This window comes from Flavobacteriales bacterium (genome assembly GCA_020635855.1).
GTDB lineage: Bacteria > Bacteroidota > Bacteroidia > JACJYZ01 > JACJYZ01 > JACJYZ01.
Genome location: JACJYZ010000002.1, coordinates 1,381,041 through 1,406,779 on the forward strand (window position 1 = coordinate 1,381,041; position 25,739 = coordinate 1,406,779).

General features: G+C 52.8%; 17 protein-coding genes and 1 tRNA gene. 15 read left to right on the top strand and 3 right to left on the bottom strand.

Annotated features, from left to right (window positions below):
- Nucleotides 1–206: 206 nt before the first annotated feature.
- The 12 genes from H6585_05660 (at nt 207) to H6585_05715 (ending at nt 17,978) form a co-directional block, all read left to right on the top strand.
- Nucleotides 207–283 (top strand) — tRNA-Arg (locus H6585_05660).
- A 408-nt stretch (nt 284–691) separates the two neighbouring features.
- Nucleotides 692–1,423, top strand: coding sequence for a hypothetical protein (locus H6585_05665; GenBank protein ID MCB9447817.1), 732 nt, complete (start codon nt 692–694; stop codon nt 1,421–1,423).
- Nucleotides 1,424–1,517: 94 nt separating this feature from the next.
- A complete protein-coding gene (locus H6585_05670) occupies nt 1,518–2,000 on the top strand; it encodes a MarR family transcriptional regulator (GenBank protein MCB9447818.1) in 483 nt (160 codons plus the stop codon).
- A gap of 1 nt (nt 2,001) precedes the next feature.
- Nucleotides 2,002–3,567 (top strand): histidine ammonia-lyase, encoded by a 1,566-nt coding sequence (hutH, locus tag H6585_05675; protein ID MCB9447819.1) that lies wholly within the window; start codon nt 2,002–2,004, stop codon nt 3,565–3,567.
- Entirely contained in the window at nt 3,545–5,215 is a 1,671-nt protein-coding gene (gene hutU / locus H6585_05680; protein ID MCB9447820.1) for a urocanate hydratase, read from the top strand. The genes hutH and hutU overlap by 23 nt, the downstream gene beginning before the upstream one ends.
- A 159-nt stretch (nt 5,216–5,374) precedes the next feature.
- Entirely contained in the window at nt 5,375–6,601 is a 1,227-nt protein-coding gene (locus tag H6585_05685) for an imidazolonepropionase (GenBank protein ID MCB9447821.1), read from the top strand.
- A 22-nt stretch (nt 6,602–6,623) separates the two neighbouring features.
- A complete protein-coding gene (gene hutG / locus H6585_05690) occupies nt 6,624–7,592 on the top strand; it encodes a formimidoylglutamase (GenBank protein ID MCB9447822.1) in 969 nt (322 codons plus the stop codon).
- 88 nt (nt 7,593–7,680) lie between these two features.
- Nucleotides 7,681–9,870: a choice-of-anchor J domain-containing protein gene (locus H6585_05695; GenBank protein ID MCB9447823.1), complete on the top strand. Its 2,190-nt coding sequence runs from the start codon at nt 7,681–7,683 to the stop codon at nt 9,868–9,870.
- Entirely contained in the window at nt 9,863–12,073 is a 2,211-nt protein-coding gene (locus tag H6585_05700) for a glycoside hydrolase family 9 protein (protein ID MCB9447824.1), read from the top strand. The genes H6585_05695 and H6585_05700 overlap by 8 nt, the downstream gene beginning before the upstream one ends.
- Before the next feature lie 753 nt (nt 12,074–12,826).
- Nucleotides 12,827–15,466 (top strand): gliding motility-associated C-terminal domain-containing protein, encoded by a 2,640-nt coding sequence (locus H6585_05705; protein ID MCB9447825.1) that lies wholly within the window; start codon nt 12,827–12,829, stop codon nt 15,464–15,466.
- An 88-nt stretch (nt 15,467–15,554) separates the two neighbouring features.
- Nucleotides 15,555–16,601 (top strand): tetratricopeptide repeat protein, encoded by a 1,047-nt coding sequence (locus tag H6585_05710; GenBank protein ID MCB9447826.1) that lies wholly within the window; start codon nt 15,555–15,557, stop codon nt 16,599–16,601.
- A gap of 114 nt (nt 16,602–16,715) precedes the next feature.
- Nucleotides 16,716–17,978 (top strand): peptidoglycan DD-metalloendopeptidase family protein, encoded by a 1,263-nt coding sequence (locus H6585_05715; GenBank protein ID MCB9447827.1) that lies wholly within the window; start codon nt 16,716–16,718, stop codon nt 17,976–17,978.
- Between the two features lie 156 nt (nt 17,979–18,134).
- Here H6585_05715 and xerD read toward each other — a convergent pair whose 3' ends face one another.
- Together xerD and H6585_05725 are read right to left on the bottom strand one after the other, a co-directional pair.
- A complete protein-coding gene (xerD, locus tag H6585_05720) occupies nt 18,135–19,037 on the bottom strand; it encodes a site-specific tyrosine recombinase XerD (protein MCB9447828.1) in 903 nt (300 codons plus the stop codon).
- A 26-nt stretch (nt 19,038–19,063) separates the two neighbouring features.
- Nucleotides 19,064–19,729, bottom strand: coding sequence for a DNA alkylation repair protein (locus H6585_05725; GenBank protein MCB9447829.1), 666 nt, complete (start codon nt 19,727–19,729; stop codon nt 19,064–19,066).
- A 204-nt stretch (nt 19,730–19,933) separates the two neighbouring features.
- On the opposite strand from H6585_05725, the gene H6585_05730 reads away from it, so the two are divergent.
- The 3 genes from H6585_05730 (at nt 19,934) to H6585_05740 (ending at nt 23,121) form a co-directional block, all read left to right on the top strand.
- A complete protein-coding gene (locus tag H6585_05730) occupies nt 19,934–21,268 on the top strand; it encodes an aspartate kinase (GenBank protein ID MCB9447830.1) in 1,335 nt (444 codons plus the stop codon).
- Nucleotides 21,269–21,271: 3 nt separating this feature from the next.
- Nucleotides 21,272–22,441 (top strand): diaminopimelate decarboxylase, encoded by a 1,170-nt coding sequence (gene lysA, locus H6585_05735; GenBank protein ID MCB9447831.1) that lies wholly within the window; start codon nt 21,272–21,274, stop codon nt 22,439–22,441.
- A gap of 191 nt (nt 22,442–22,632) precedes the next feature.
- The gene (locus H6585_05740; GenBank protein MCB9447832.1) at nt 22,633–23,121 is read left to right on the top strand and encodes a hypothetical protein; all 489 of its coding nucleotides are present in this window, start codon (nt 22,633–22,635) and stop codon (nt 23,119–23,121) included.
- Nucleotides 23,122–23,340: 219 nt separating this feature from the next.
- Here the strand turns inward: H6585_05740 and H6585_05745 are convergent, their stop codons facing one another.
- Nucleotides 23,341–25,695 carry a PKD domain-containing protein gene (locus H6585_05745; protein MCB9447833.1) on the bottom strand — a complete coding sequence of 785 codons (2,355 nt, stop codon included), beginning with the start codon at nt 25,693–25,695 and terminating at the stop codon, nt 23,341–23,343.
- Nucleotides 25,696–25,739 lie beyond the last annotated feature (44 nt).

Below are 25,739 nucleotides of genomic sequence, written 5' to 3' on the forward strand. Positions count from 1 at the left end.
ATCAAAAACCGGTGTGAAAATAGGTCATTTCAAATCCGCGCGCATCAGCAAAAACACCCAATTTTCGGGTTGTGAAAAAGTTGTGGATAGCGATTGCGGTATTTGCGTAAGGGTGATTTGGGGAAGGGTGACAAAGGAGGGCAAAGAACATTGCTCATGGGAATGTATTGACATTGTGATGAGATTATTATATTTGCACTCCTTTTGGCCTCGTAGCTTAATTGGATAGAGCACCTGACTACGGATCAGGAGGTTCGGGGTTCGACTCCCTGCGAGGTCACCAGAGAGCCAAATCAATGGCAGTTTCACAAAAGCGAGCAAAACAAAAGCTCGCTTTTGTTTTTGTGAGCGCCTTGTGAAACACATGCGAGGGACGAGCATGTCATTGATTTGGCTTGGACCTCGGAGCGATAAGGGATCGCGTAGCGCAGCGGAGCACTCCCGGAAGAAAGCTCGCTTTTGTTTTTGTGAGCGCCTTGTGAAACACATGCGAGGGACGAGCATGTCATTGATTTGGCTTGGACCTCGGAGCGATAAGGGATCGCGCAGCGCAGCGGAGCACTCCCGGGAAAAGCTCGCTTTTGTTTTTGTCCTGTTGCTGTATGCTCACACTGTATGCTGACACGGTACTTCTCTCGACATTTTACCGTCAAGTTTGTAGATTTGTTATACCTCCTTATACACCCGCGCCATGACCAAAATCTCACATGCAATCCGGATGCTGTTGTTACTGGCTATTGTATCCTGCAAGCCGGATGAAAGCCTGCGACCTTCCTATATCATCATCGCCGACCCTGATGTGCATCCCACTGAAGTGAACCACGAGGTTTCGGGTGGGTACAATCATGCGGATACTTTGGTGATCGATCTGGACGGTGACGGCACAGCAGATATCAGGTTTGGCGCCGCGATTGTCGGTTCGCCTGGCAGCGGTGTGCGCGGCTACAGTTTTTTAAATTGTCTTCACAGCGATATTCAGGTGGCTGCGGAGTCTCATCCCTATGATGTATATGAAGATGTTCGGCAGGATTCTGCAAGAATCGATCCTGATAAACCTTATTATCAACAATTCACAGTCTACGAACGGACCTGTGACCCGACCAGCGGCTTTCCGTTGAAAGAATCAGGTTTCATTGATGATATCACTTTCCAGGCAGGAGATACCCTGAGAAAAGGAGATGGTTTCTCCGCGAAGTCAAGTTTTAACCTGAATACAACAACCGGAACCACCATTACACAGACTCCAGCTTATGGTTTCCCGGCATATAGGTACATCACCCACAACGAGCAATGTGGCTATCCCGATTTCACCGATACCACGTATGCCGGTTTCCGGTTGCATGACCGGTTGGGGTGGGTGAAATTCCGGCGATCAGGAATGGCGCAAATTCAGGTGTATGATTATGCCATACAGCAACCATAGAATACTCTTGAATGCTTAGCGCGGGAACGTGGATCCTCGTGCTAATTTTTGCTTTCAATATGTAACCACTTACATAAATTTGTATATTTGTTTCATGGACGTCTACAAAGAAGCCGGATATCTCGTGTTGGGCTCGCGCCTGAAACGCCTCAGTGAACGCATCCTGCAAGACATTGCAGGGGTGTACAGGGCGCAGGACATTCCTTTCGAGATCACCTGGTTTCCGGTGTTCTTCGAGCTCGACCGTCGCGGTAACCTCTCCATTACGGAAATGGCCGACATGCTTCAGGTGAGCCACCCGGCCATCATCCAGATGGTGGGCAAGCTCCGCGAAAACCAATTGGTGAACGAAGCCCGCGACCCTGCCGACGGCCGCCGCCGCATGGTGTCGCTTTCGACCCGCGGCAAGAAACTCCTGGAGCGCATCAAGCCGGTGTGGGCATCCCTCGAAAAGGCCATGCAGGGCATGATGCAGGAGGGCGAACATTTGCAACATATCCTCACTACCTTGGACGAACTGGAACTGCAACTCAACAAAAAAAATGTGTTCACACGCGTGAACGAAATGCTTACTTAAGATGTCAACATTCGCATTCGGGAAAGATCAATTGTCGGTGTCAGCTGCCTTCAATATTGCACGTGGTCATGTGCAGGGTCGCCTCACGCCTGAGGTGCTGGCCCTTGCCGCCAAAAGCCGCGAAGCCGTGGAAACCATCGTCACTGGCAGCGAGACCCTCTATGGTGTGAACACCGGCTTCGGGCCTCTCTGCCAGACCCGCATCTCCGCAGACCATACCCGTCAGCTCCAGGTGAACCTGCTTAAAAGTCATAGCGTTGGGGTAGGAGACCCCGTGCACCCTCAACTCGCCAAGCTGATGCTGATCTCCAAACTGCAGTCGCTATGCGTGGGCTTCTCCGGCGTGTCCGAACCGTTGCTTCAACGTATTCTCTGGCACATCGATAACGACATCATTCCCGTTGTGCCTTCCCAGGGATCTGTTGGTGCGTCCGGCGACCTGGCACCGCTTGCGCACCTGTTCCTCCCGTTGATCGGACTGGGGCATGTGCATCACAAAGGACAAGTGAAGCCGACCGCACAAATGCTGCAGGAAGAAGACATGCAACCGCTGGAGCTCCTGGCCAAGGAAGGCCTCGCCCTCATCAACGGCACACAGTTCATCGCAGCCCATGCCACGCTGGGCATCGAACGCCTCCATCACGCCCTCAATACCGCCGATATCATCGGGGCCATGTCGCTGGAAGCCTTGCTCGGCTCCGTGCGCCCGTTTGATGAACGTCTCCATCACCTGCGGCCTTTTCCCGGAAACCTGCTGGTGGCACGCCGCCTTCGTAAGTTGCTTGAAGGCTCAGAGATGGTGGTCTCCCACGAACACTGCGAACGGGTACAGGATCCCTATTCGCTTCGCTGCATGCCACCTGTACATGGCGCCTCCCGCAACGCATGGTTGCATGTGAAGGAGATGCTGCATGTGGAGCTGAATGCAGTGACCGATAACCCCATTGTGCTGGATGCGCAGAACACCATCAGCGGCGGTAATTTCCATGGACAACCCATGGCGCTCCCGTTGGACTATGCCACCCTGGCAGCCCATGAGGTAGGCAACATCTCCGACCGCCGTACCTACCTGTTGTTGGAAGGAAGGGAAGGACTTCCCACCTTGCTGATGAAGAACACCGGTATCAACTCCGGCTTCATGATCCCACAATATACCTCTGCTGCTCTGGTGAGCGAGAACAAAGCTTTATGCTTCCCGGCCAGCGCCGACAGCATTCCCACGTCGCTCGGACAGGAAGACCACGTGAGCATGGGCTCCATCAGCGGCCGCAAACTGAACCAGGTGATCGACAACCTGGAGAAGATCCTGGCCGTGGAACTTATCTGCGCCGCCCAGGCGTTCGACTACCGACGTCCCATGAAGTCCGGCAAGATCCTCGAAGCCTGTCACCACCTGGTCCGCGATCATATCAGTCACACCGAAGAAGACCGCGTGTTCTCCGACGACCTGCAGGTGGCTACACAACTCATTTCCGGATATCAACTCTCGACCCTCGCCGAAGAAACCGCCGCGCGTGAAGGGATCGACCTAAACGGTGAACAACATGAACGTTTCAGACTTTCTTAAAATCTACGCAAGTCACCCGAACTACAAAGCGCCTCACGGCGTACAACTGCATGCGAAGTCGTGGCAGACGGAAGCGCCGCTGCGCATGCTCCTCAACAACCTCGACCATGAGGTGGCTGAAGACCCCGATCATTTTGTGGTGTACGGGGGGCGGGGGCAGGCAGTGCGCAACCGCGAAGCCTTCGACCTGATCGTGAAAACCCTGCTGACCATGGATGAAGATCACAGCCTCCTGGTGCAGTCGGGCAAACCCGTCGGACTGGTGCGAACCCATGCGGAAGCACCACGCGTGCTCATCGCCAACAGCAACCTGGTGCCACATTGGGCGAACTGGGAACACTTCGATGAACTGGCGGCAAAAGGATTGATGATGTACGGCCAGATGACGGCCGGAAGTTGGATTTATATCGGCTCCCAGGGCATACTTCAAGGGACCTACGAAACCTTCGCGTCGTGCGCAAGGCAGCACTTTGGTGGCAGCCTGCAGCATAAGTTGTTGGTATCCGCGGGACTTGGGGGCATGGGTGGTGCGCAACCACTGGCAGCTACTTTGGCCGGTGCAACGTTCCTGGGGGCCGATGTGGATCCGAAACGCATTGAAAAGAGATTGGAGACCCGCTACATCGATAAGATGACCGCCAGTTACGAAGAAGCGCGCGACTGGGCGCTGGAGGCGAAAGAGAAAGGCCAGGCCATCTCCATCGGATTGGTCAGCGATGCAGGTGATATGCTTGAGAAACTTTTGAAAGATGGCATCATCCCGGACGTGCTGACAGATCAAACCTCTGCCCACGATCCGGTGAACGGTTATGTTCCGAATGGAATGAGCCTGGAAGAAGCTGCGGATCTGCGAAAGAAAAACCCGGTGACTTATAAGGAAAGATCCCTCAAAAGCATGGCGCGCCATGTGCACCTGATGCTGGAAATGCAGTCCAAAGGAAGCCGCACATTTGACTATGGCAACAACCTGCGCGAGTTCGCCCGGCAGGGTGGAGAATCCCACGCCTTCGACTTCCCCGGCTTCGTGCCCGCATATGTAAGGCCGCTGTTCTGTGAGGGGAAAGGTCCGTTCCGATGGGTGGCGCTCTCGGGAGATCCGGAAGACATTTACACCACCGACAACGCCCTCATGGAGGCATTTCCTGAAAACACCCACCTCATTCATTGGCTGAAGGAGGCCCGGGAAAAAATCGCCTTCCAGGGACTGCCGTCGCGCATTTGCTGGCTCGGACTAGGTGAACGCGAAAAGGCAGGATTGATCTTCAATGACCTCGTGCGAACCGGCAAAGTGAAAGCGCCCATCGTGATCGGCCGCGATCACCTCGACTGCGGTTCGGTGGCATCTCCCTACCGTGAAACCGAATCGATGAAGGATGGATCGGATGCCGTTTCCGACTGGCCCCTGTTGAACCTGATGTCGAACACCGCCGGAGGCGCCACATGGGTGAGCTTTCACCATGGCGGTGGCGTGGGCATGGGCTTCTCGCAACATGCCGGTATGGTGGTGCTGGCCGATGGTACGGAACGTGCGGATCAATGCCTGAGACGTGTGCTGTTCAACGACCCTGCCCTGGGCGTGATGCGCCATGCGGATGCAGGCTATGAAGAAGCGGAAGAGTTCGAGGAAAAGTTCGGATTGAAGATTTGATTGGAACCACATAGGCACATAGAACACATGAGGTTTGCGCATAGGTTAATTTTCCTTACAATTCTTTACCCCTTTACAACACCTTACCCCTTTACCCATTCATTCGCTTTGTTCCCTATGTACCTATGTGTTTCCAAAATATATTTCCACATTTAGGCCATGAAACTCATCGGACCTTTTACCCAGATCGTAACCCTGAACGGACTCCCGTTGGCAGGCCCTCTTGCTGATGACCGGCTGGAGATCATCCTTCGCGGAGGTGTGCTGGTGCAGGATGGGGTGATCGTGAAGGTCGGCGACTTCAATACCTTGCAAAAGGAGGCGGAGGAAGTGGAAGAGATCACCGGTGATCATGTGCTCATGCCCGGTTTTATTGATGCACATACCCACATTTGTTTCGCCGGATCACGAGCCGGAGACTATGCTTCCCGGATTGCAGGCAAATCCTATGTGCAGATACTGGAAGAAGGCGGCGGTATCATGGATACCGTACGAAAAACACGGGCAGCCACTTCGGAAGAGTTGATTGAAGGGATGGTGTTAAGATGCAACCGACTGACCTCGGAAGGCGTGACCACCTGTGAGGTGAAAAGCGGGTACGGTCTTTCTCTGGAAGATGAACTGAAAATGCTTCGCGCCATTCGTGAGGCGAATGATCAAACTGCTTTGGACCTGGTGTCTACCTGTCTGGCGGCGCACGTAAAGCCCCCGGAGTTTGAAGATGCCGCATCCTATGTAGGCTTTCTCATAGAACATGTGCTGCCGGTCGTGAAGTCGGAACAACTTGCGAACAGGGCCGATGTGTTTGTTGAACCATCTGCCTTTGCGCCTGATGCAGCCCGCACATACCTGCAGGCATGCCGGGACCTGGGCTTCGCCATTACCGTACATGCCGATCAATTCACCGCCATGGGCAGTATGCTCGCCGCGGAGTTTGATGCGGTCAGTGCCGACCACCTCGAAGCGGTGAATGATGCTGGTATCGCTGCGTTGAAGAAGAAAAGTGTGATCGCCACGGTACTGCCGGGCGCCACATTGGGCTTGGGCATGCCGTTCGCGCCTGCGAGAAAGTTGTTGGATGCCGGACTCTGCCTGGTGATTGCCAGCGACTGGAACCCGGGCTCCGCGCCGATGGGGAATCTCCTTTTGCAGGCAGCTGTAATGGGTGCTGCGGAAAAGCTGACCACCACCGAAACCCTGGCGGCCGTCACGGTGCGCGCCGCCGCTGCTTTGCAGCTGAACGACCGCGGCGTGATCGCTGCAGATAAAAAAGCGGACATGGTCGCTTTCCCGGTGGCCGATTTCCGCGAGGTCCTCTACCACCAGGGCAGCCTTCAACCCAACCTCGTCTGGAAAAACGGAATGCAAACCCACATCCCTCACTAACGACTAAAGACTAACGACTCATATGTATCACGCCCCTGACACATCCCTCTGGAAAGGTCGCCACGACGGTGACGAGCCTTCCCATCACCGCTACCATCATGTGGTTCGTCCGCTTGATATGGGTGCGGATGTGCCCCAGGTTTCCGGGATGGCTTTTGCCTTGCTTGGATTTTCTTCGGATGAAGGTGTGAAACGGAACAAGGGCAGGGCGGGAGCGGCAGAAGGACCCAATGCGATCCGCGCGGCACTGGCCAACCTGCCATTTCACGCCGGAACGGATGTGATCATCGTGGATGCCGGGGATGTGATCTGCGACCGGGACCAGCTGGAAGCGGCACAGGTGCGTTTGGCGGAGGCGGTTAAAACACTGTTGCAAGCCGGATATTTTCCGCTGGTGATGGGTGGCGGACATGAAGTCTCGTTCGGCCACTATATGGGTTTGCACCAAGCCCATCCCGAATCCCACATCGGTATTTTTAACTTCGATGCCCATTTTGACCTGCGCGATGACAAGCAGGGCGCCACATCCGGAACACCCTTTACACAAATTGCCGGTAAGTTGAAGGAGGAAGGAACCCCGTTTTCCTATTGCTGTGCCGGTATCGAATGGTTTGGCAACACCGCTTACCTGTTTGAACAGGCAAAGGGGAGAGGCGTGCAGTACTTGTTTTCCCAGGATGTTCAGATGCCCTGCCCTGAAAGCAGCCTGAAAAGCATGGATGATTTTCTGGCTTCTGTGGATCGCCTTTATGTGACGCTATGCCTGGATGTGTTCTCGGCTTCCGTGGCACCCGGGGTGAGCGCACCGAACCCGGCCGGATTGCTCCCGCGGGATGTGCAACCCCTCCTTGAAAGACTGCTCCGGAGCGGCAAGGTGTTGTCGATGGATGTGGCGGAAATGAACCCCGCAATGGACCGTGATGGCATCACCGCCAGGTTGGCTGCCATCATGCTGGACCAGGTGATTCGCACCCGATCGGACGCCAGATAACACGTCGTTTTTTCTTTTTCTGCCCTCCGTTTTTCTGGCTATACTTGTACACTTCGTGTGTATAGTTTTCATTCACCAATCCAACAAAATGAAACGCTTTCTATTCTCTGCTTTCACCTTCATGTTATGCGCGTATGTTCCGGCGCATGCCCAACAGGAATACGGCCAATGTGCCACCGATGAACATTTCAGGGATCAATTGGCTGCCGACCCTGATATGCTCGGAAGGGTGCTGAAGGACATGGATAAGATCCGGGTCATGGTACAGAAAATCCAATCGCAACGTACCAGTAGCAACGACTCCACCCGCTATATTCCGGTGGTGGTGCACGTGATGCACGATGATGGTGCCGAACGCATAGGCCTGGCTCAGATCCAAAGTGGAATTGATAAAATGAACCTGGATTTCCGGAAACTGAACAAAGACACCACCCAAACGCTTCCCCTCTTCAAGCCGTTCGCCACCGATTGTAAAGTGGAGTTCCGGCTGGCGAAGATCGACCCCGACGGAAACTGCACCAGCGGCGTTACCTACTGGAGAACGCCCCTGACCTACAATTGCCGCGATACACTCAAGAGCGTTATCCAATGGCCGCCCGACAAGTACTTCAACATCTGGATCGTGAACAGCATCGACCCCACTCGCTGGAACCTGCCGGGTGGTGGAGTGATCGCAGGATACGAAGAGTTTCCTTGGGCGTATGGCATCAGCGATACCTATGGTGCGGTCGTGCGCCACAACTACTGGGGAACAAACGGGACAGCCGTCAGCAACAACGGCCGCACCGAAACCCATGAACTGGGCCACTGCCTCGGTCTCTGGCATCCTTGGCAGGATCAGCTGGTAAACGGTGCCGGCGATGGATGCTCGTTCAATATCGGTCACGACTGTACCGACCACGATGACATGGTGTGCGACACCCCGCCCATGCTGGAACCAACATACGGCTGTGACAAAACAGAAAATACCTGCGGCAACGATACCATCGGTCCGTCGCCTTTTGCAACCGATACCGTAGATCCGCTGGACAACTTCATGAGCTACAGCGACTGCCCGACCATGTTCTCCATCGGACAGAAGGAAAGGATGGATGCTGTGTTTGCAACATACCCCGCTTTGCAAAACCTGACCTCACCGGCCAACGCGGCTGCCACCGGAACCGACTCCGGTTACGTGGCGCCCCTGTGTGCCCCGGTTGCGGATCTATACACAAGCAAAAGGTATATATGTGCCGGCGCTTCTGTCAAGTACAACGATTACTCGTATGGCGGTACGCCGGATTCCTGGACGTGGTCATGCCCGGGTGGAACCCCCGCCGCATCTACAGACCGGTCGCCAACCATCACCTATGACAGCGCAGGTGTGTATGATGTGCAGCTGATCGCAGGCAACAGTGCCGGCAGCGATACGGTGGTCTTCAAGAACTATATGACCGTATTCCCGACACTGGCTGATATGCAGGACTCCATCTATACGGAAACTTTCGAAGACACAGCATCCGTGAATGGCATGTGGCTGAATCCCGTGACCGCCGGTGGCAACCAATGGGAGTTGACCGATATGGCCGGTGCCAGTGGAAGTCATTCGTTCATGGTGAACAATTATGAGCGGATATGGAGCGGTGAAAGCCTGGAATTGATCACCCCTTCTTATGACATGTCAACTGTGCCCAATGCTCAGTTGTACTTCAAGGTGGCCTATGCGGCCATCGACAACCTGTCGGGTGATGAATTGAAGATATTTGTTTCTACGAACTGCGGCAACATCTGGGCACTTAGGAAAAGCTTGTCGGGCGCTACCCTTAAAACGGTGGCAGACCAAACTACGCCTTTTGTTCCGTCTTCCATGAGTGAATGGAAAACAGACAGCATTCCCCTCACCGGTTCGTATGGCACCGGCACCAATGTGCGCTTCAAGTTTGTGTTTAAGTCGTGGCGCGGAAACCATATTTACCTTGACGATATCCAGGTGAGGGACAAGACCACCGGAACGGATGAGTTGTCACCCTTCTCCATGTCGCCTGTATTGTTCCCGAACCCGGCAAACGCCACGGTGCATCTGAGTTTCTCTCTGGCACATAACGCGTCTTCTGTACGGGCGAGACTGGTGGACCTGCTGGGAAGAACCCTCCAGCTGACCGATGTCGGTTCCCTGGGACAGGGTGCACATGTGCTTGAAGTGTTAAAGGGCAATGAGCCAAAGGCCGGACTCTGCTTTGTTCAGCTGGAGGTCGACGGCTTTGTCTGGAACCAAAAGGTGATGTTCATGAATGAATAAAAAGCTGCGATCGGTTGTTGTTCTGCTCATCGGGTTGATGCCCGGGGCTTCTGCACAGTACACTGTGCAGAAGTACATCTGCGTGGATCAGTTCGGCTACAGGCCGCAGGATGACAAGGTGGCTGTGCTGGTGGATCCGCAACAGGGTGCCAATGCGTCCGATAGTTACCAGCCCGGCGGCACGCTGGAGTTGCGACGGCTTTCAGATGGCAGTGTTGTGTATTCAGGCGCTCCGACCGCCTGGAACGGAGGTGCCACCCAGGCACAATCCGGCGACAAGGGGTGGTGGTTCGATTTCTCTTCCGTGAAGGATACCGGTACGTTTTATGTGTACGATCCTTCGAATGCTGTGGGATCTTATCCGTTCGATATTTTCCCGGATGTATACTTCAAGGTGCTTCGCGCAGCCACACGCGTGTACTTTTACCAGCGTTGCGGACAAGACAAGCAAGTGCCATCCGCTGATAGTTCATGGACAGATGCTGCATCCTACATGGGACCCGGTCAGGATACCGAAGCCCATGATGTGGATGACAAGAACAATGCCTCAAAAGTATTGGACCTGCACGGTGGATGGTATGATGCGGGAGACAACAACAAATACATCACTTTCCTGGAAAATGTGCTGCACCAGTTGTTGGATGCCTACGCCTTTCAACCCGGGATATGGACGGATGATTTCGGTATACCCGAATCGGGCAACGGTTTACCGGACCTGCTGGATGAGGTGATGTGGGAACTGGATTGGATGAAACGCATGCAGGATACAACGGATGGGGGTGTGCACATCAAAATGGGTGACATCGATTTCAATTCGCCATCACCGCCCAGCAGTGATACCGGTCCGCGCTATTATGGCCCCAAGTGTTCCTCATCCACCATCGTTGCCGCCGGTATTTTCGCGCACGCCGCAGAAGTGTTGTCCGCTTTCCCTTCGCTGACAGGATATGCGGATGACCTCAGGGCTCGTGCCGAACTGGCTTGGACCTGGTATTCCCAGAACCCGAGAAGCGCCGATTGTGATTCCCAGGAGATCAAAGCGGGAGACGCGGATAAAAGTTTATCGGATCAGGACCAGGGGGCCGTTGCAGCGGCTGCGTACCTGTTCGGTGCAACCGGAAAAGCGACGTACTCCATGTATGTGAAGAATCACTATACGGAAGTTACGCTTCTGAACTGGTGGGGGCCCTATGGCACTACATATGGCGATGCTTTGTTGTACTATGCGGGATTACCATCCGCAGATGTCACTGTGGCCGGTGATGTCCTAAGCAAGAAAACAGGCAATGCAAACGGGGTGACGGATTTCTATGGGTTTGCAGATCAGAAAGACCTGTATCGTTCCTACATGCCCGATGCGCAATACCATTGGGGCAGCAACCAGGTGAAGGCCGCCACAGGTATCATCAACCTGGATATGAACCTGTATGGCTTGGATCAGGCGGACAGCCTGCAATATGCAAAACGGGCACTGGCGAGTTTGCACTATATGCACGGGGTGAATCCGATGCAAATGGTGTATTTATCGAACATGGGCGCTTTGGGTGCTGAGAACAGCGTGAACACGATCTATCATAGTTGGTTCAATGATGGAACACCCTGGGATGATGTGCGCACTTCATCATATGGTCCGGCCCCGGGTTATGTCCCCGGTGGCCCCAACAAAGATTATGGCGGATCACTTGCTTGGCTGGGTTCTGAGCCGGTGCAGAAATCCTACTACGAATGGAATACCGGGTACCCCGAAAACTCTTGGGAGATCACGGAACCGGGTATCTATTACCAGTCGGCATATATACGCCTGCTCGCTTCGTTCACGCAGCTCCCACCGAAGGATTGTAACGGGGAAACAGGAGGGAAGGCATTCATAGATAGTTGCGGAACATGTGCCGGAGGAGGAACGGGTATTACACCGGTGACCGATCCGGATTTATGCAGCACCGGGGTATATGAAGGAAGACAGGTGGGGGAGGTGACCGTATATCCGTCGCCTGCGCATGAACACCTATATGTTGCCGTGCCGGTACAGAGCAGGTATACGTATCAGGTGGTTGATGCGCTTGGACAAACTGTTCTTCGTGGCGAGATATTCGGTGCTATGCATTATGAACTTTCACTGGCCCGTTTCAAGGCCGGTTTTTACCTGCTCACCCTTTCGGATCATGGTTATTCATACCATGTGCGGTTTGTTGTGAACAGGTAACCTGCATCATGTAATATTCCCATTTTCAAGTTCTAATTTTAGAATCATGTGATCTTAAATTATCACTGACTTCAAATTCACTGGTAGCTTTTAATAAAATAATATTTGGGAAAACTCATAGGGTTGCCTATTTTTGCTGCGTAGTAAGTGAATTGTGCATCTTTCTAGGAGTTTGTGTAGTAAGTCTTTAGCGTCCCCACTGAGGACAATTGAATTGTAAGATTACCACATTGAGTACTTGATTACCGGAGCACCCAGTTGACGCGCTCCTGTTCTGGAATATAGTAACTCTTGGAAATGAGGATAAATAAAGGTTGCTTTTATTTGTGGGTATTGCTGTTGCCCATTGGGGTACAACACGCGATTGCGCAAGGTTCTTGCCAGAGCCCAAACGGACCCTTTTTTAACAATCCCGGCAATGTAAGCAGTTATAACGATGCTTATAATGCAGGATTATGTTACCACTATAATTCGTCCGCTTCCACCCGAACCGTATGTTATTATTTCCGCCAACCGGGTCCAGGTGGTATTGGCGCTCAGCTGTATCAAGCGGTAAACTGCGGAAGTTCCACATGTTATTCGGGATCTTACTATTATGATCCGAATGGAACTACCTGTCGCCAACAAAACCAATCCTGTACCCCCGGTGTCACCAACATGGTGACCTATGATGAAAATTGTAATTTGGTGGGTAACGGCCTCATATACGGTATTCCTTGTGGTTTCCAGGAAGGAAATATTTATACGGTTTGTATGCAACTGTCGGCCGGATGTTCCATTAACATTTGTCCGATCATCGAATGCCCCAGCAACAATTGCGGTTGCGCCCTGGTGAAAACCATCAACCACAATGATGTCAACTGTTATGGTGACAGCAACGGTAGCATATCCCTGACCACCGTGACGGGCGTGAATCCTACATACCTATGGAGCAATGGTAAAACAACTTCTTCCATTTCAGGCATACCGGCCGGTACCTATACCGTTTCTGTAACCTCTGCCGGCTTTGGATGTACCGATATTCAAACCATCACGGTGGATACACCCGATTCGTTGGTTGTGGATGGCAGCGGAATACCCGTGAACTGCCGTGGCGGTAATGACGGTGTGGCCGTGGCAACCGGAGTGGGAGGTACGGCGCCTTATTCCCTCATTTGGGACAATGGAGAAACAACCGACTCGGTGTTCAACAAGCTAGCAGGTACCTATCAGGTCACCATCACCGACAGCCATGGTTGTAAAGGATCCGGATTTTATGATGTGACCGAACCTTCAGCCGACCTGACTGTGGCAGATTCACATACCGATGTAAGCTGCCGCGGAGGCAATGACGGTACGGCTACTGTAACGCCTTCGGGTGGTACACCCAACTACACCTATCTGTGGGCTGATGGTCAGACTACCCAAACAGCAACAGGACTGATGGCGGGTAACTATGACGTGACGGTTACCGACAACAACGGATGTACGCCGGCCAGCACGGTGACTGTGCAGGTGGGTGAACCCACAGCCGATCTGACGACCTCCATTACCCCTGTGGATGCGCTGTGTAATGGTTCAAGTGACGGTACCGCAACAGCAGGTGGTTCCGGTGGTACTCCGGGATATATGTATGTTTGGAGCAACGGGCAAACCAATGCAACTGCTACCGGACTTGCAGCCGGCACCTATACGGTAACGGTGACCGATGCCAACGGATGTGTGAACGTGGATCAGGCGACCGTTACCATCGGTGAGCCTGCACCCCTGACGAGTTCTTCTACAACCACCACCGTGGTGGGATGCTTCGGAGGAAATGATGGTACAGCAACCGTGACACCGTCAGGAGGAACATCACCTTATACCTATTTATGGAGCAATGGGCAAACCAATGCCACCGGCACCGGATTCAATAAAGGCACATACCAGGTGACCATCACGGATGATCACGGTTGTGTGTATGTGGAATCGGTGACCATCAATGAACCCAATGCACCCCTTAGTACCACCGGTAACATCACGGATGTTGCTTGTTATGGTGGAAATGACGGATATGTGGAAGCCACACCGGCTGGTGGTACACCCGGCTATACCTATGCTTGGAGTGACGGCCAAACCACACAAATTGCTTCCGGTTTTGTAACTGGCAGTTATGTGGTAACTGTGACGGATTCGAAGGGATGCACCACCACCGAAACATTTACGCTCAATCAACCTACCCAACTGGAGGCAGCCACTGATAGTACGGATGCACCGTGTGGTATCGCTACCGGAACAGCAACGGTGACTGCATCAGGCGGTACGCCGGCATACACCTATCTCTGGGATAATGGCCAGACCACGCCAACTGCTACTGGTCTCTACAGCGGCCCTGCGGTGGTGACCATTACGGATGCACATGGTTGTGAGGTTGTGGTAACCGCCACCGTGAATGATTTGCCGTCGGTGACAGGAACCACATCGTCTGCAGATGCGCTGTGTTTCGGTTCATCCGATGGAACAGCAACGGTGACTGCATCAGGCGGCACCCCGCCTTATACCTATCTATGGAACAACGGTCAGACCAACCAGCTGGCCACTGGCCTTGCCTCGGGATCTTACCTGGTGACGATTACCGACAATGCCGGTTGCGACAGTGTGGTGGGTGTGCAGGTGAATGAACCCACGTTGCTGGTCACGCAATCCGGTCCGGATACCACCGTATGCGAAAACTCTACATTTGCCATCGGTACATATCCCTCCGGAGGAACAGGTCCGTATGCTTATATGTGGGCGGACAGCAGCACTACGGCCATTGTCACCGTTACGCCGGATCAGCCTACCGTTTATAACCTCACAGTGACGGATGCGAATGGCTGTGAGCAAACAGACATGGTTACCATCAACACCAGCACACAACCCAGGGCTGATTTCGATGTGATATGGATTCCCAGTTGCGACGGCATCAAAGGGAAATTCAAGGACGTCAGCATCAATGCCACTGAAGTCTTCTGGGATTTCGGCGATGGAACCACATCCACCGAATACAACCCCGTGCATGTGTTCACCTATGGGGAGGTATCACTGGTGGTACTGAAGGTGACCAATGGTGCCTGCACCGATACGGCAACGGTGAATGCCGATATCCGGAACTACGATTTTTATAATGAACCCCAGGTGCCCAATGTGTTCTCCCCGAACGGCGATGGTATCAATGATGTGTTCAAGGTCTTCGTGGAAGGAGAGATGTCTGAGTGTACCAAGCTCACCATCATGAACCGGTGGGGGAATGTGATCTACAGGCCGCCGGGCGGACAGCTGGCATGGGACGGGTATACCACTGCCGGGGAAAAAGTGCCGGAGGGAACTTATCTGTATGTGGTGGATGTGAATGGCAGCATCAAAGCGGGAACGGTGATGCTGATCAAACAATGATGCGTTATTCTTCAGTTGCAGAAAAAGAGGGTCGTTTGGCCCTCTTTTTGTTTATATGCAAAACATAATTTCTTATTAAGTTGGCACCATGAATCGAATCCTATCATTTGCTGTTGCGTGCATGATTGCGGCAGGTCTTTCCTCTTGCGGCATGCACAGCCTTCGGATACAGGTTGTGAAACCGGCCGAGATCACCATTCCCCAACATATTCAGAAGGTGGCCATCGCCAATCGCAGTTTCCCAAGTAAGAAACAAAAGGTGGAAAACATTCTGGAAGGAATCATTACCGGTGAAGGGATCGGGATGGACAGAGAAGGGTCTGAAGAATGTGTGGCTGGTCTTGTGGAGATCCTACGCGACTATCCCAGGTATACCGCGGTGAATGCCGGGGTTGAACTGGAAGGTACCGGCCGGGAGGCATTCCCGCCCGTGCTGGATTGGGAAGAGGTGAAAAGGCTTTGTCAAGCCAACGGTGCGGATGGGTTGCTTCTGCTGGAAGTGTTTGACTCAGATGCTTCGGTTGACATTTCCTTGCAGGATGAGAAGTACAAGGACAAGGAGGGGGTGGAGCACGTGCGTACCGTTACCGTGGCCAATACCGATGTGAAGGTGACCACCGGCTGGAGGTTCTATGATGCATCCTCCATGCAGATCGTGGACGAGTTCAAGGCCATAGGAACCAAGTCATGGTCGGCAAAAGGCATTGATGAAAAAGATGCACGTCATCGGCTGCCCAGCAGGAGGGAAACGGTTAAGTCTTGTGGATACATCGCCGGAAACATCTACGCCGCCCGCATCAGCCCGGTGAACCTGTGGGTGACGCGCTCTTATTACGTGCGGAAGCATCCGGGACTCAAAGCCGGGGCCACCTATGCAAACGCGCAAAACTGGGACGCTGCCGCCACCGAGTGGAAAAAGGTACTGATTGATGGGGATAACAAGCAAAAAGGCCGTGCAGCATATAACCTGGCCGTGGCTTCCGAAGTCAAGGGCAACCTCGAAAATGCCCTGAGCTGGGCACAGAAGGCGGCGGGAGAGTATGGCAACGGGAATGCCAATGCCTACATTTCCATCCTGAAGCAGCGTATGTACGACCAGCAGCGACTGAAGGAACAAACCGGAGGAAATCAATAAAACGGTGTTGATAAAAACGATACCCGGCTTCCCAGAGGCCGGGTATTTTCATTTACTTGCATGATGCAAGGCCTGTGGGTCTTTTCCCGTTGTTGATGACAAAGCAAGTATAAGATGATCAAATCGTTTTCGTGGTTGTTGACATTCGTTGTTGTACTCGGAGCCGGTGCATGTCGTAATCAAGAGCAGGCCCCCGAATCAAAAGCAGCTCCCGACACCGTTGTTACAGAACCCGATCAGGCTTCACTCTACGGTTTTATGGTGGATTCTTTCAATGTCTTTGAAGGGGAGATCCGTGCCAATGAAAACCTGTCCACCCTGCTGAGAAAACATGGGGTCGACTATGCCACCATCGCAGACCTCGCCCATCAGTCAAAAGAAGTCTTTGATGTCAGGAGGCTTGCTGCCGGCAGGAAATATACCCTGTTGTGCAACAAGGATTCGGCCGGGGCGGCACAGTGCTTCATTTATGAGAAAAGTCCGGTTGATTATGTGGTATTCGACTGGCGGGATTCCCTCAAAATCTACCAGGATGCCAAACGGGTGGATACCCTCAGAAGGACGGTGGCGGGAGAGATTCACTCATCCCTTTACCTGAACATGGTGCGCAATGGCGTGGACCCCGGTCTGGCCATCAGCCTTTCCGAGATCTATGCATGGACCATCGACTTTTACCGCATCCAGGACGGAGATCAGTACAAGATCATTTATGATGAACTGTATGTGGATGACAAGCCGGTGAGTATCGGTCAGATACATGGTTGCTGGTTCAAGCACGCGGGCGAGGATTTTTATGCTTTCTATTTCAATCAGGCAGAACGGGGTGATTACTTCGATGACCATGCGCAAAGTCTGCGCAAAGCGTTCTTAAAGGCTCCCCTGAAGTTTTCGAGGATATCCTCCCGTTACAGCCTCAACCGTTTTCATCCCGTCCTGAAAAGGAACAAAGCGCATCTCGGAACCGACTATGCCGCTCCAACAGGTACACCCATTCATACGGTGGGTGACGGCGAGATCATTGCTGCATCCTATACCAGCGGAAACGGGAATTTTGTGAAGGTGCGCCACAACGGTACCTATACCACGCAGTACCTGCACATGTCGAAGATCGCCAGTGGCATCAGGCCCGGTAAGTATGTGAAGCAGGGGGAGGTGATCGGCTTTGTGGGCAGTACAGGCCTGGCCACCGGTCCGCACGTTTGTTTCCGCTTCTGGAAAAACGGGAAGCAGGTGGATCCGCTCCGTGAAAAACTTCCTCCCTCGGAACCCGTGAAACCGGAAAACATGGATGCATTCAAAGCTGCCAGCGACAGCCTGAAAAAAGAACTGGATGCCATTCCGGTGAAGGTGGAACAACCGCAAACGGCCGCGTTGTAGGATTCGCGGATCGTTTTTTGAGCTACGGGCGGTCAATGGTCAATGAGCAATGGAGGCCGGATGTTATTGACACGACCGAAGGGAGCATCTGACAGCGCAGCGTATTGACACGACCACAGGGAGTCATTGACTTCATTCACCATTCGTCACTCGTAATTATTTATTCTTTCCCCTTGGGTGAAATTGGATGATCGTATTGCGCAGGAAATCCCTGTCGAGATGGGTATAGATCTCCGTGGTGGTGATGGACTCATGGCCGAGCATTTCCTGTACGGCACGCAGGTCGGCGCCGCCTTCAATGAGGTGGGTGGCGAAGGAGTGACGGAAGGTGTGCGGACTGATTTTCTTTTTGATGCCTGCTTTTACTGCGAGGTCTTTGAGCATGGTGAACACGTACACGCGCGTGAGTCCGCGCCCCAGGCGATTCAGGAACAGCGTGTCTTCATGATCGCGTTGCACCGGTACATGGCAGCGTACGTCTTTGCGGTAGATCTCAATGTGTTTGTAGGCCTGGCCTCCCAGGGGAACCAGTCGCTCCTTGTTGCCTTTTCCGATGATGCGCAGGAAACCTTCTTTGCCATGTACGTCGGAGATGTGCAGGTTCACCAGTTCGGATACACGCAGGCCGGATCCGTACAGCGTTTCCAGCATAGCGCGGTTGCGCTGGCCTTCTGCTTTGCTAAGGTCGATGGTATGTAAGAGGGTTTCGATGTCCTGAATGCTCAGCACGTCCGGTAGTTTTCGTGCCAGCTTGGGGCCTTCCAGCAGGGCAGTGGGGTTATCGGAGATCATGTCTTCCAGCATCAGGAACTTGTAGAAAGCCTTGATGCCGCTGATGATGCGTGCCTGGCTACGGGCGCTGGTTTTTTGTTTGTGCAGATGTTCGAGGAAAGTGCGAAGGTGGTTGAGGTTAACGCCCAAAGGGGAGATGTTCATCTCTTCCATAAGCTTTGCCAGTTTGGCCACATCCCGTCCGTAAGCGGCCACGGAATTCGGCGATAGGCTTTTTTCAAGCTGAAGAAATGCTTTGAATCCTTTGATGGAAGACGACCAATCCATGCAGCAATTTACGAATTGCCGGGCTACTAAAGATATTTGGAAGCTTCCCGGATGCTGAGCGGCGACAGTTCAATTGTTTCCAGGAAGGCGGCCACGGCATGTGCATCTGTTTTGGAATATTCGCGCAACACCCAGCCGATGGCCTTGCGGATGAAGAAGTCTTTGTGATCTTTTAACTCGCGGATGGTATCAAACAGCAGTTCCGTGTCCGTCGTTTTCTTGTATTTCAGTTGGAAAAGCAGCACGCACCGCTGCAGCCAGAGGTTACCGGAGTTCATCCATTCCTGTGTGGCGCCGGTGATATTCTCGGGATGTTGCTTGAAATAGGTGCCCATCAGGTGGGCGGCAATGAAATCCACGGTGTCCCACCAGGAGTTATGCGAGGCCAGGTATACCAGCAGGTCCAGGTCGTCTGCATTCATTTTCCTGTACACCTTCTGCACCATTTCCTGCGCCACGTAGTGCAGTTCACGCTGGGGCATTTTCCATAGTTCCTTTACGATCACATCCAGGTTGCGGCGGTCTGGAAGTCCGGCTTCCTGGTAAAATGCACGGGTCAGTTCGCGGCGTTGCGTGGCCCTGATGCCGAAATATTCGAAACGGTCTTTCATGTAGGCCTTCATGGAAGCGGCATCCTCCGCTTTGCAGTGGTCGGAGAAAAGTTGGTGGAGCGGGGCGATGTAGGGGTGCATAATGTTGACGAAATTAGGAATTAGGAATCAGGAATTGTGGCGGGACGGGAAGACAAAAACAACAAATGTTTTCATCGGTTCGCGCCTGACTTACTAAATTGCCACAGCTTCTGGTGGGTGCCACATGGAAAGCATGTGGAATTGCTTATCTTTGCAGCCGTTTTAATAGTTCTAGCTAATAACCCCATCATACCCATAGGTTGTATGAAGATTCTGAAATTCGGAGGAACATCCGTAGGCAAGCCCGAGCGGATGCATGAAGTGGCCCGGTTGATCCGTGGCGAAGGAATGCGCATTGTGGTACTGTCGGCCCTGTCCGGCACCACCAATGCCCTGGTAGAAATTGCTGAATGCCTGTATAAGAAAGACAAGGAAGGGGCGAAGGCGAAGATCGTGGCGCTTCAGAAACATTACGACACGTTCATTCAGAGCCTGTACAGCTCCGATGCGGCCCGCGAAAAGGCCCGCAACATGCTGAACGAGCATTTCAAATACCTGACCGCCTTCACCGAAGATTCATTTACCCTGTTTGAAGAACGCGCCGTGCTGGCTCAGGGCGAACTGATGTCAACCGCCATGTTCCACCTGTACATGGAAGAAAAAGGTGAAGAGTCGGTATTGCTTCCTGCGCTCGACTTCATGCGCATCGATGAGAATGAAGAGCCGGACATGGCCTACATCACCGAACACCTCGCCAAGCAGCTGAAAGCACATGCAGGCAAGAAAATGTTCATCACCCAGGGATACATCTGCCGCAATGCATTCGGTGAGATCGACAACCTGAAGCGTGGGGGCAGCGACTACACCGCATCCCTCGTGGGCGCGGCAGCCGATGCCGAGGAAATTCAGATATGGACGGACATTGACGGCATGCACAACAACGATCCCCGCATCGTGGAAGACACCTTCCCGGTAGCGGCCATGTCATTCGAAGAAGCGGCCGAGCTGGCCTACTTCGGTGCCAAAATCCTGCACCCGCTAAGCGTACGCCCCGCCAAAGACAAGAACATTCCCGTGAAACTCCTTAACACCATGGAGCCTTCCGCCAGGGGTACCACCATCAGCAACGAAACCGGTGGCGCCACCATCAAAGCCGTGGCTGCGAAAGACGGTATCACCGCCATCAAGATCAAATCTGGCCGCATGTTGCTGGCCTACGGTTTCCTCAGGAAGGTGTTCGAGATCTTCGAGCGCTACAAGACGCCCATTGATATGATCACCACGTCCGAGGTGGCTGTATCCCTCACGATCGACAACGTGAAGCACCTGGATGAGATCATCAAGGAACTTGAAACGTTCGCTTTCGTGGAAGTGGATGGCGACATGACCATCGTATGTGTCGTGGGCGACCTGATCGTGGAAAAAGAAGGAGTGGTTTCCAAAATCTTCAGTTCAATTTCCGACATCCCCCTGCGTATGATCTCATACGGTGGCAGCAAGAACAACATCTCCGTGCTCGTACCCACCGACCAGAAGAACCGCGCGCTGAACGCACTGAATGTGATCTTTGAAGAATACCGCGTACCTCAGGCCCAGTAAACCATGGCTCTACAACTAGATATCAAACGCATCAAGGGACTGCAAACACCCCTGTACTATTACGACCTGGGTGTGTTGCATCAGACCCTGACTGACCTGCAGAAAAATGCGGAACCGCATGGCTACCACGTGCACTATGCGCTGAAAGCCAATTCGAACCCGGAGATCCTGCACATGGTGCGCCAGTTCGGACTGGGTGCCGATTGCGTAAGCGGCAACGAGGTGAAACGTGCACTGGAATGTGGATTCGCCCCCGAAAGCATCGTATTTGCCGGGGTGGGTAAGTCGGATGAGGAGATCATCCTTGCCCTGGATGCCGACATCTTTTGCTTTAACTGCGAATCTCGCCAGGAGATCCGCGTGATCGATGAACTGGCGGCACAACGCGGAAAACAGGCCCGCATCGCCCTTCGCATCAACCCCAACGTGAATGCCAATACCCACAAGTACATCACCACCGGTCTCGAAGAAAACAAGTTCGGGATCAACGTGTGGGAGCTGGACAAGACCCTGGAAACACTGAAGAAAAGCAGCAACATCCAGTTGGTCGGACTTCACTTTCACATCGGTTCTCAGATCCTGGACCTGGAGGCGTTCAAAGGACTCTGTACCCGTGTGAATGAGATCCAGCAATGGTTCTACGGACATCACATCATCGTGGATCATATCAACCTGGGTGGCGGACTCGGGGTGGATTACCACCATCCCGACGAACATGCCATTCCCGATTTCAAGGCATATTTCGACATCTTTCAGAAATTCCTGGAGCCACGCCCCAAACAGAAAATTCATTTCGAACTTGGCCGAGCTATCGTGGCGCAATGCGGCAGCCTGATCTCAAAGGTGCTGTACGTGAAGAAAGGCGTGAAGACCAACTTCGCCATCCTTGATGCAGGCATGACCGAACTGATCCGTCCGGCCCTGTACCAATCTTACCACAAAATTGAATCCCTCACGCCCCGCAAGGGTGAAGGGGAGGAGAAGTATGATGTAGTAGGACCCATCTGCGAATCATCAGACTGCTTCGGAAAGGCCGTTGAACTACCTGTGGTGAAAAGGGGCGACCTGATCGCCATTCGCACCACGGGCGCCTATTCGGAAGTCATGGCATCGTTCTACAACCTCCGGACGAAAGCGCCTGCGGTATACGCAGAGGTGTCGGTGATTTCCTGATGTGCCAATGTGTGAATGTGCCAATTTGAAAATGGGAATTGGTTAATGGTTGCTGGTTGTTAGTGGCCGGATGGCAGGTACAACAGTTGAATTTTATTAAAAAATACGCAATGAAGTTTCTGAAAATTTTTTCTGCATCCTTGGTGCTAATAGCCTTCATGGGTTTTGTTAAGCCTGAAAAATGGTTTTTGTTGAAGTCGGAACACTTTGGATATAGCGTGGAATTCCCCAAAAAGCCTGAAGAGAATACGCAGGTGGTAAACTCCGCAATCGGGGAATTGAAGATGAATATGTTCATGTATGATGCTTCCGAAGGAGGGAATGATGACAACGTGCTTTATCTCGTCAATTGCACGGAATACCCGGATACATTGGTGCATTCGGATAAAACGGAGCAGCTGGAGGCCTTTTTCGAAGGTGCCATTAACGGCGCTGTGTCAAATGTTCAGGGCAAGCTGCTATCCAAAAAGGAAATTCAACTGGGACAATACCCGGGAAGAGAAATGTCCATTGATTATGGGAATGGCCAGGCCATTATTCGCATGAGGATGTATCTGGTGAAAAACGTCATGTATATGTTGCAAACCATTGCTGAAACAGAAAAAGATAACAATGCATCCGCTGTGAGGTTTATGGACTCATTTGAATTGTTGGATTCCGGGGCCGGAGGGAGCCATTGATAAGTCGCAAGTTGCGAGTCTCAAGTCGCGAGTCTCAAGTTGGTGTCGGTAGCTGTAGAACTGCATCGCCCAACGCATATCGCCAAAGGTTCATCGTGAAGTTGCGTCAATGATGGTAGGCCATTGACGCGACCAACGGGAGCTATTTACCGCGCAGCATATTTACGCGACTGGAAGGAGCTCTTTGCCACACATCCCCCAATTTCTAATTTCTAATTATTAATTCTCCACCACCACCGCTACATTTCCGATTCTTCCATCCGATCCCATCATTGACACACGGTACAGGCCCGGCGCCAGGTTCAGGGTTAGTGAGATCTCGCCGCCAGCCTGGTAAACGCGTTGGGTGTGCAGCTTTTTCCCTTGCAGGTCGTAGACGTTCAAGGTGTAGTCTTGCTGACTTGCATCTTTCAGTCGCAGCGTGAACCGGCCATGGCCCGGGTTGGGGTATACAGAGAATAGCGGTTCTTCTTGCTGTGTTCCGGCGGATGTGATCAGGACCACCACGGTGTCACATGTTGAGTCGGATGTGCATTCGTCGGTCACAGTCAGGCACACCGTGTAGGTGCCGTTGGCAGCATAGTAATAGGTGGGGTTCTGTTGCGTGCTTGTGTTTCCGTCGCCGAAATCCCATAGCCAGCTTACCGGCGAACCCGAGGAAGTGTCTGTGAATTCAACTACTTCTCCCAGGTTGATTTGTGCGTAGTTAAAGCCTGACACCAGGGAGTTACAAATGGTTATGGAGTGACAGATGGAATCGGTACCACAGCTGTTGATTACGGTGAGGCATGTGGTGTAGGTTCCTGCAACGGCGTATGTATGCGTGGGATTCTGTTGGGTACTGATGTTTCCATCGCCGAAATCCCACAGCCAGCTGGTGGGTGTATTGGTGGAAGTATCTGTGAAGGATACCTGCAGGCTGGAAGCTGTGAAGCTGAAACCAGGATCAGGAACCGGACAGGTGACGTTCACCGAATGGCAGGCTGAGTCGGTGCCACAGCTGTTGGTGACCGTGAGGCACGTAGTATAGGTTCCTGCTGTGGCGTACGTATGTGTGGGGTTTTGCTGTGTGCCGGTGTTTCCGTCACCGAAGTCCCAGAACCAGCTGGTGGGTGTATTGGTGGAAGTATCTGTGAAGGATACCTGCAGGTTGGAAGCTGTGAAGCTGAAACCGGGATCAGGAACCGGACAGATGACGTTCACCGAATGGCAGGCCGAATCGGTACCGCAGCTGTTGGTTACAGTGAGGCATGTGGTATAGGTTCCCGTTGTGGCGTATGTATGCGTGGGATTCTGTTGGGTACTGATGTTGCCGTCACCAAAATCCCACAGCCAGCTGGTGGGTATTTCCGAAGAAGTATCTGTAAATGCGACTTGCAGGTTGGAAGCTGTGAAGCTGAAACCAGGATCAGGAACCGGACAGGTGACGTTCACCGAATGGCAGGCTGAGTCTGTGCCACAGCTGTTGGTTACAGTGAGGCATGTGGTGTAGGTGCCTGTTGTGGCGTATGTATGGGTTGGGTTTTGTTGTGTGCTGGTGTTTCCGTCACCGAAGTCCCAGAACCAACTGGTGGGTGTTTCCGAAGAAGTATCGGTAAATGCGACTTGCAGGTTGGAAGCTGTGAAGCTGAAACCGGGATCAGGAACCGGACAGGTGACGTTCACCGAATGGCAGGCCGAATCGGTGCCACAGCTGTTGGTTACAGTGAGGCATGTGGTATAGGTTCCCGTTGTGGCGTATGTATGCGTGGGATTCTGTTGGGTACTGATGTTGCCATCGCCGAAATCCCACAGCCAGCTGGTGGGTGTATTGGTGGAAGTATCTGTGAAGGATACCTGCAGGTTGGAAGCTGTGAAACTGAAACCGGGATCAGGAACCGGACAGGTGACGTTCACCGAATGACAAACCGAATCGGTGCCACAGCTGTTGGTGACCGTGAGGCACGTAGTATAGGTTCCTGTTGTGGCGTATGTATGCGTCGGGTTTTGTTGGGTGCTGATGTTGCCATCGCCGAAATCCCAGAGCCAGCTGGTGGGTGTTCCGGAAGAAGTATCGGTAAATGCGACTTGCAGGTTGGTGGCATTTAAGCTGAAGCCTGGATCAAGATTGGAGCAATTCCAGGGGAGGGTGATCGTATCGGCTGACGGAAAAGGATTGGGGGTGCCGAAGATGGTTACCCAATAGGTGTAGTTGATGATAAGGCTGATGTCTCCCGACATGCCCGAAGGTGTGCCTGATATTTCAAGGCATTCGTAGAGCGGATTGGAAGAATTCTCATAAGCGGTGCAGGTTGCGCTTCCACAGGTATAGCTGACGCCTGTTGGGAGACCGGTTACAGATGTGATTTGCACGGAGTCGACCGGGAAGGTAAACCCGCTGACGGTGGTATCCGCATAGAATACCATCGTTACTGTATCCGTATAGCCTGTACCATTCAAAGCAGCAGTCAGTGTATCCGGGTATGCATTAGGTGTGGTTTTGTTGAAATCCGGTGTGCATTGGCCGGAAGCCTGGATGGTGGAGATGGCCAGCAAAGATGCGGCCAGCATGAAAAACGTCAGCGTTTTTTTCATCGGTACAAGGTTTAGGCTGACCAAAGTAGGAAAATTAGTCGTGA

Bases quoted from the DNA above. Each gene is read 5' to 3' on its own strand.
- H6585_05665 (MCB9447817.1), top strand. From the start codon at position 692: ATGACCAAAATCTCACATGCAATCCGGATGCTGTTGTTACTGGCTATT.
- H6585_05670 (MCB9447818.1), top strand. From the start codon at position 1,518: ATGGACGTCTACAAAGAAGCCGGATATCTCGTGTTGGGCTCGCGCCTG.
- hutH (MCB9447819.1), top strand. From the start codon at position 2,002: ATGTCAACATTCGCATTCGGGAAAGATCAATTGTCGGTGTCAGCTGCC.
- hutU (MCB9447820.1), top strand. From the start codon at position 3,545: ATGAACGTTTCAGACTTTCTTAAAATCTACGCAAGTCACCCGAACTAC.
- H6585_05685 (MCB9447821.1), top strand. From the start codon at position 5,375: ATGAAACTCATCGGACCTTTTACCCAGATCGTAACCCTGAACGGACTC.
- hutG (MCB9447822.1), top strand. From the start codon at position 6,624: ATGTATCACGCCCCTGACACATCCCTCTGGAAAGGTCGCCACGACGGT.
- H6585_05695 (MCB9447823.1), top strand. From the start codon at position 7,681: ATGAAACGCTTTCTATTCTCTGCTTTCACCTTCATGTTATGCGCGTAT.
- H6585_05700 (MCB9447824.1), top strand. From the start codon at position 9,863: ATGAATAAAAAGCTGCGATCGGTTGTTGTTCTGCTCATCGGGTTGATG.
- H6585_05705 (MCB9447825.1), top strand. From the start codon at position 12,827: ATGCAACTGTCGGCCGGATGTTCCATTAACATTTGTCCGATCATCGAA.
- H6585_05710 (MCB9447826.1), top strand. From the start codon at position 15,555: ATGAATCGAATCCTATCATTTGCTGTTGCGTGCATGATTGCGGCAGGT.
- H6585_05715 (MCB9447827.1), top strand. From the start codon at position 16,716: ATGATCAAATCGTTTTCGTGGTTGTTGACATTCGTTGTTGTACTCGGA.
- xerD (MCB9447828.1), bottom strand. From the start codon at position 19,037: ATGGATTGGTCGTCTTCCATCAAAGGATTCAAAGCATTTCTTCAGCTT.
- H6585_05725 (MCB9447829.1), bottom strand. From the start codon at position 19,729: ATGCACCCCTACATCGCCCCGCTCCACCAACTTTTCTCCGACCACTGC.
- H6585_05730 (MCB9447830.1), top strand. From the start codon at position 19,934: ATGAAGATTCTGAAATTCGGAGGAACATCCGTAGGCAAGCCCGAGCGG.
- lysA (MCB9447831.1), top strand. From the start codon at position 21,272: ATGGCTCTACAACTAGATATCAAACGCATCAAGGGACTGCAAACACCC.
- H6585_05745 (MCB9447833.1), bottom strand. From the start codon at position 25,695: ATGAAAAAAACGCTGACGTTTTTCATGCTGGCCGCATCTTTGCTGGCC.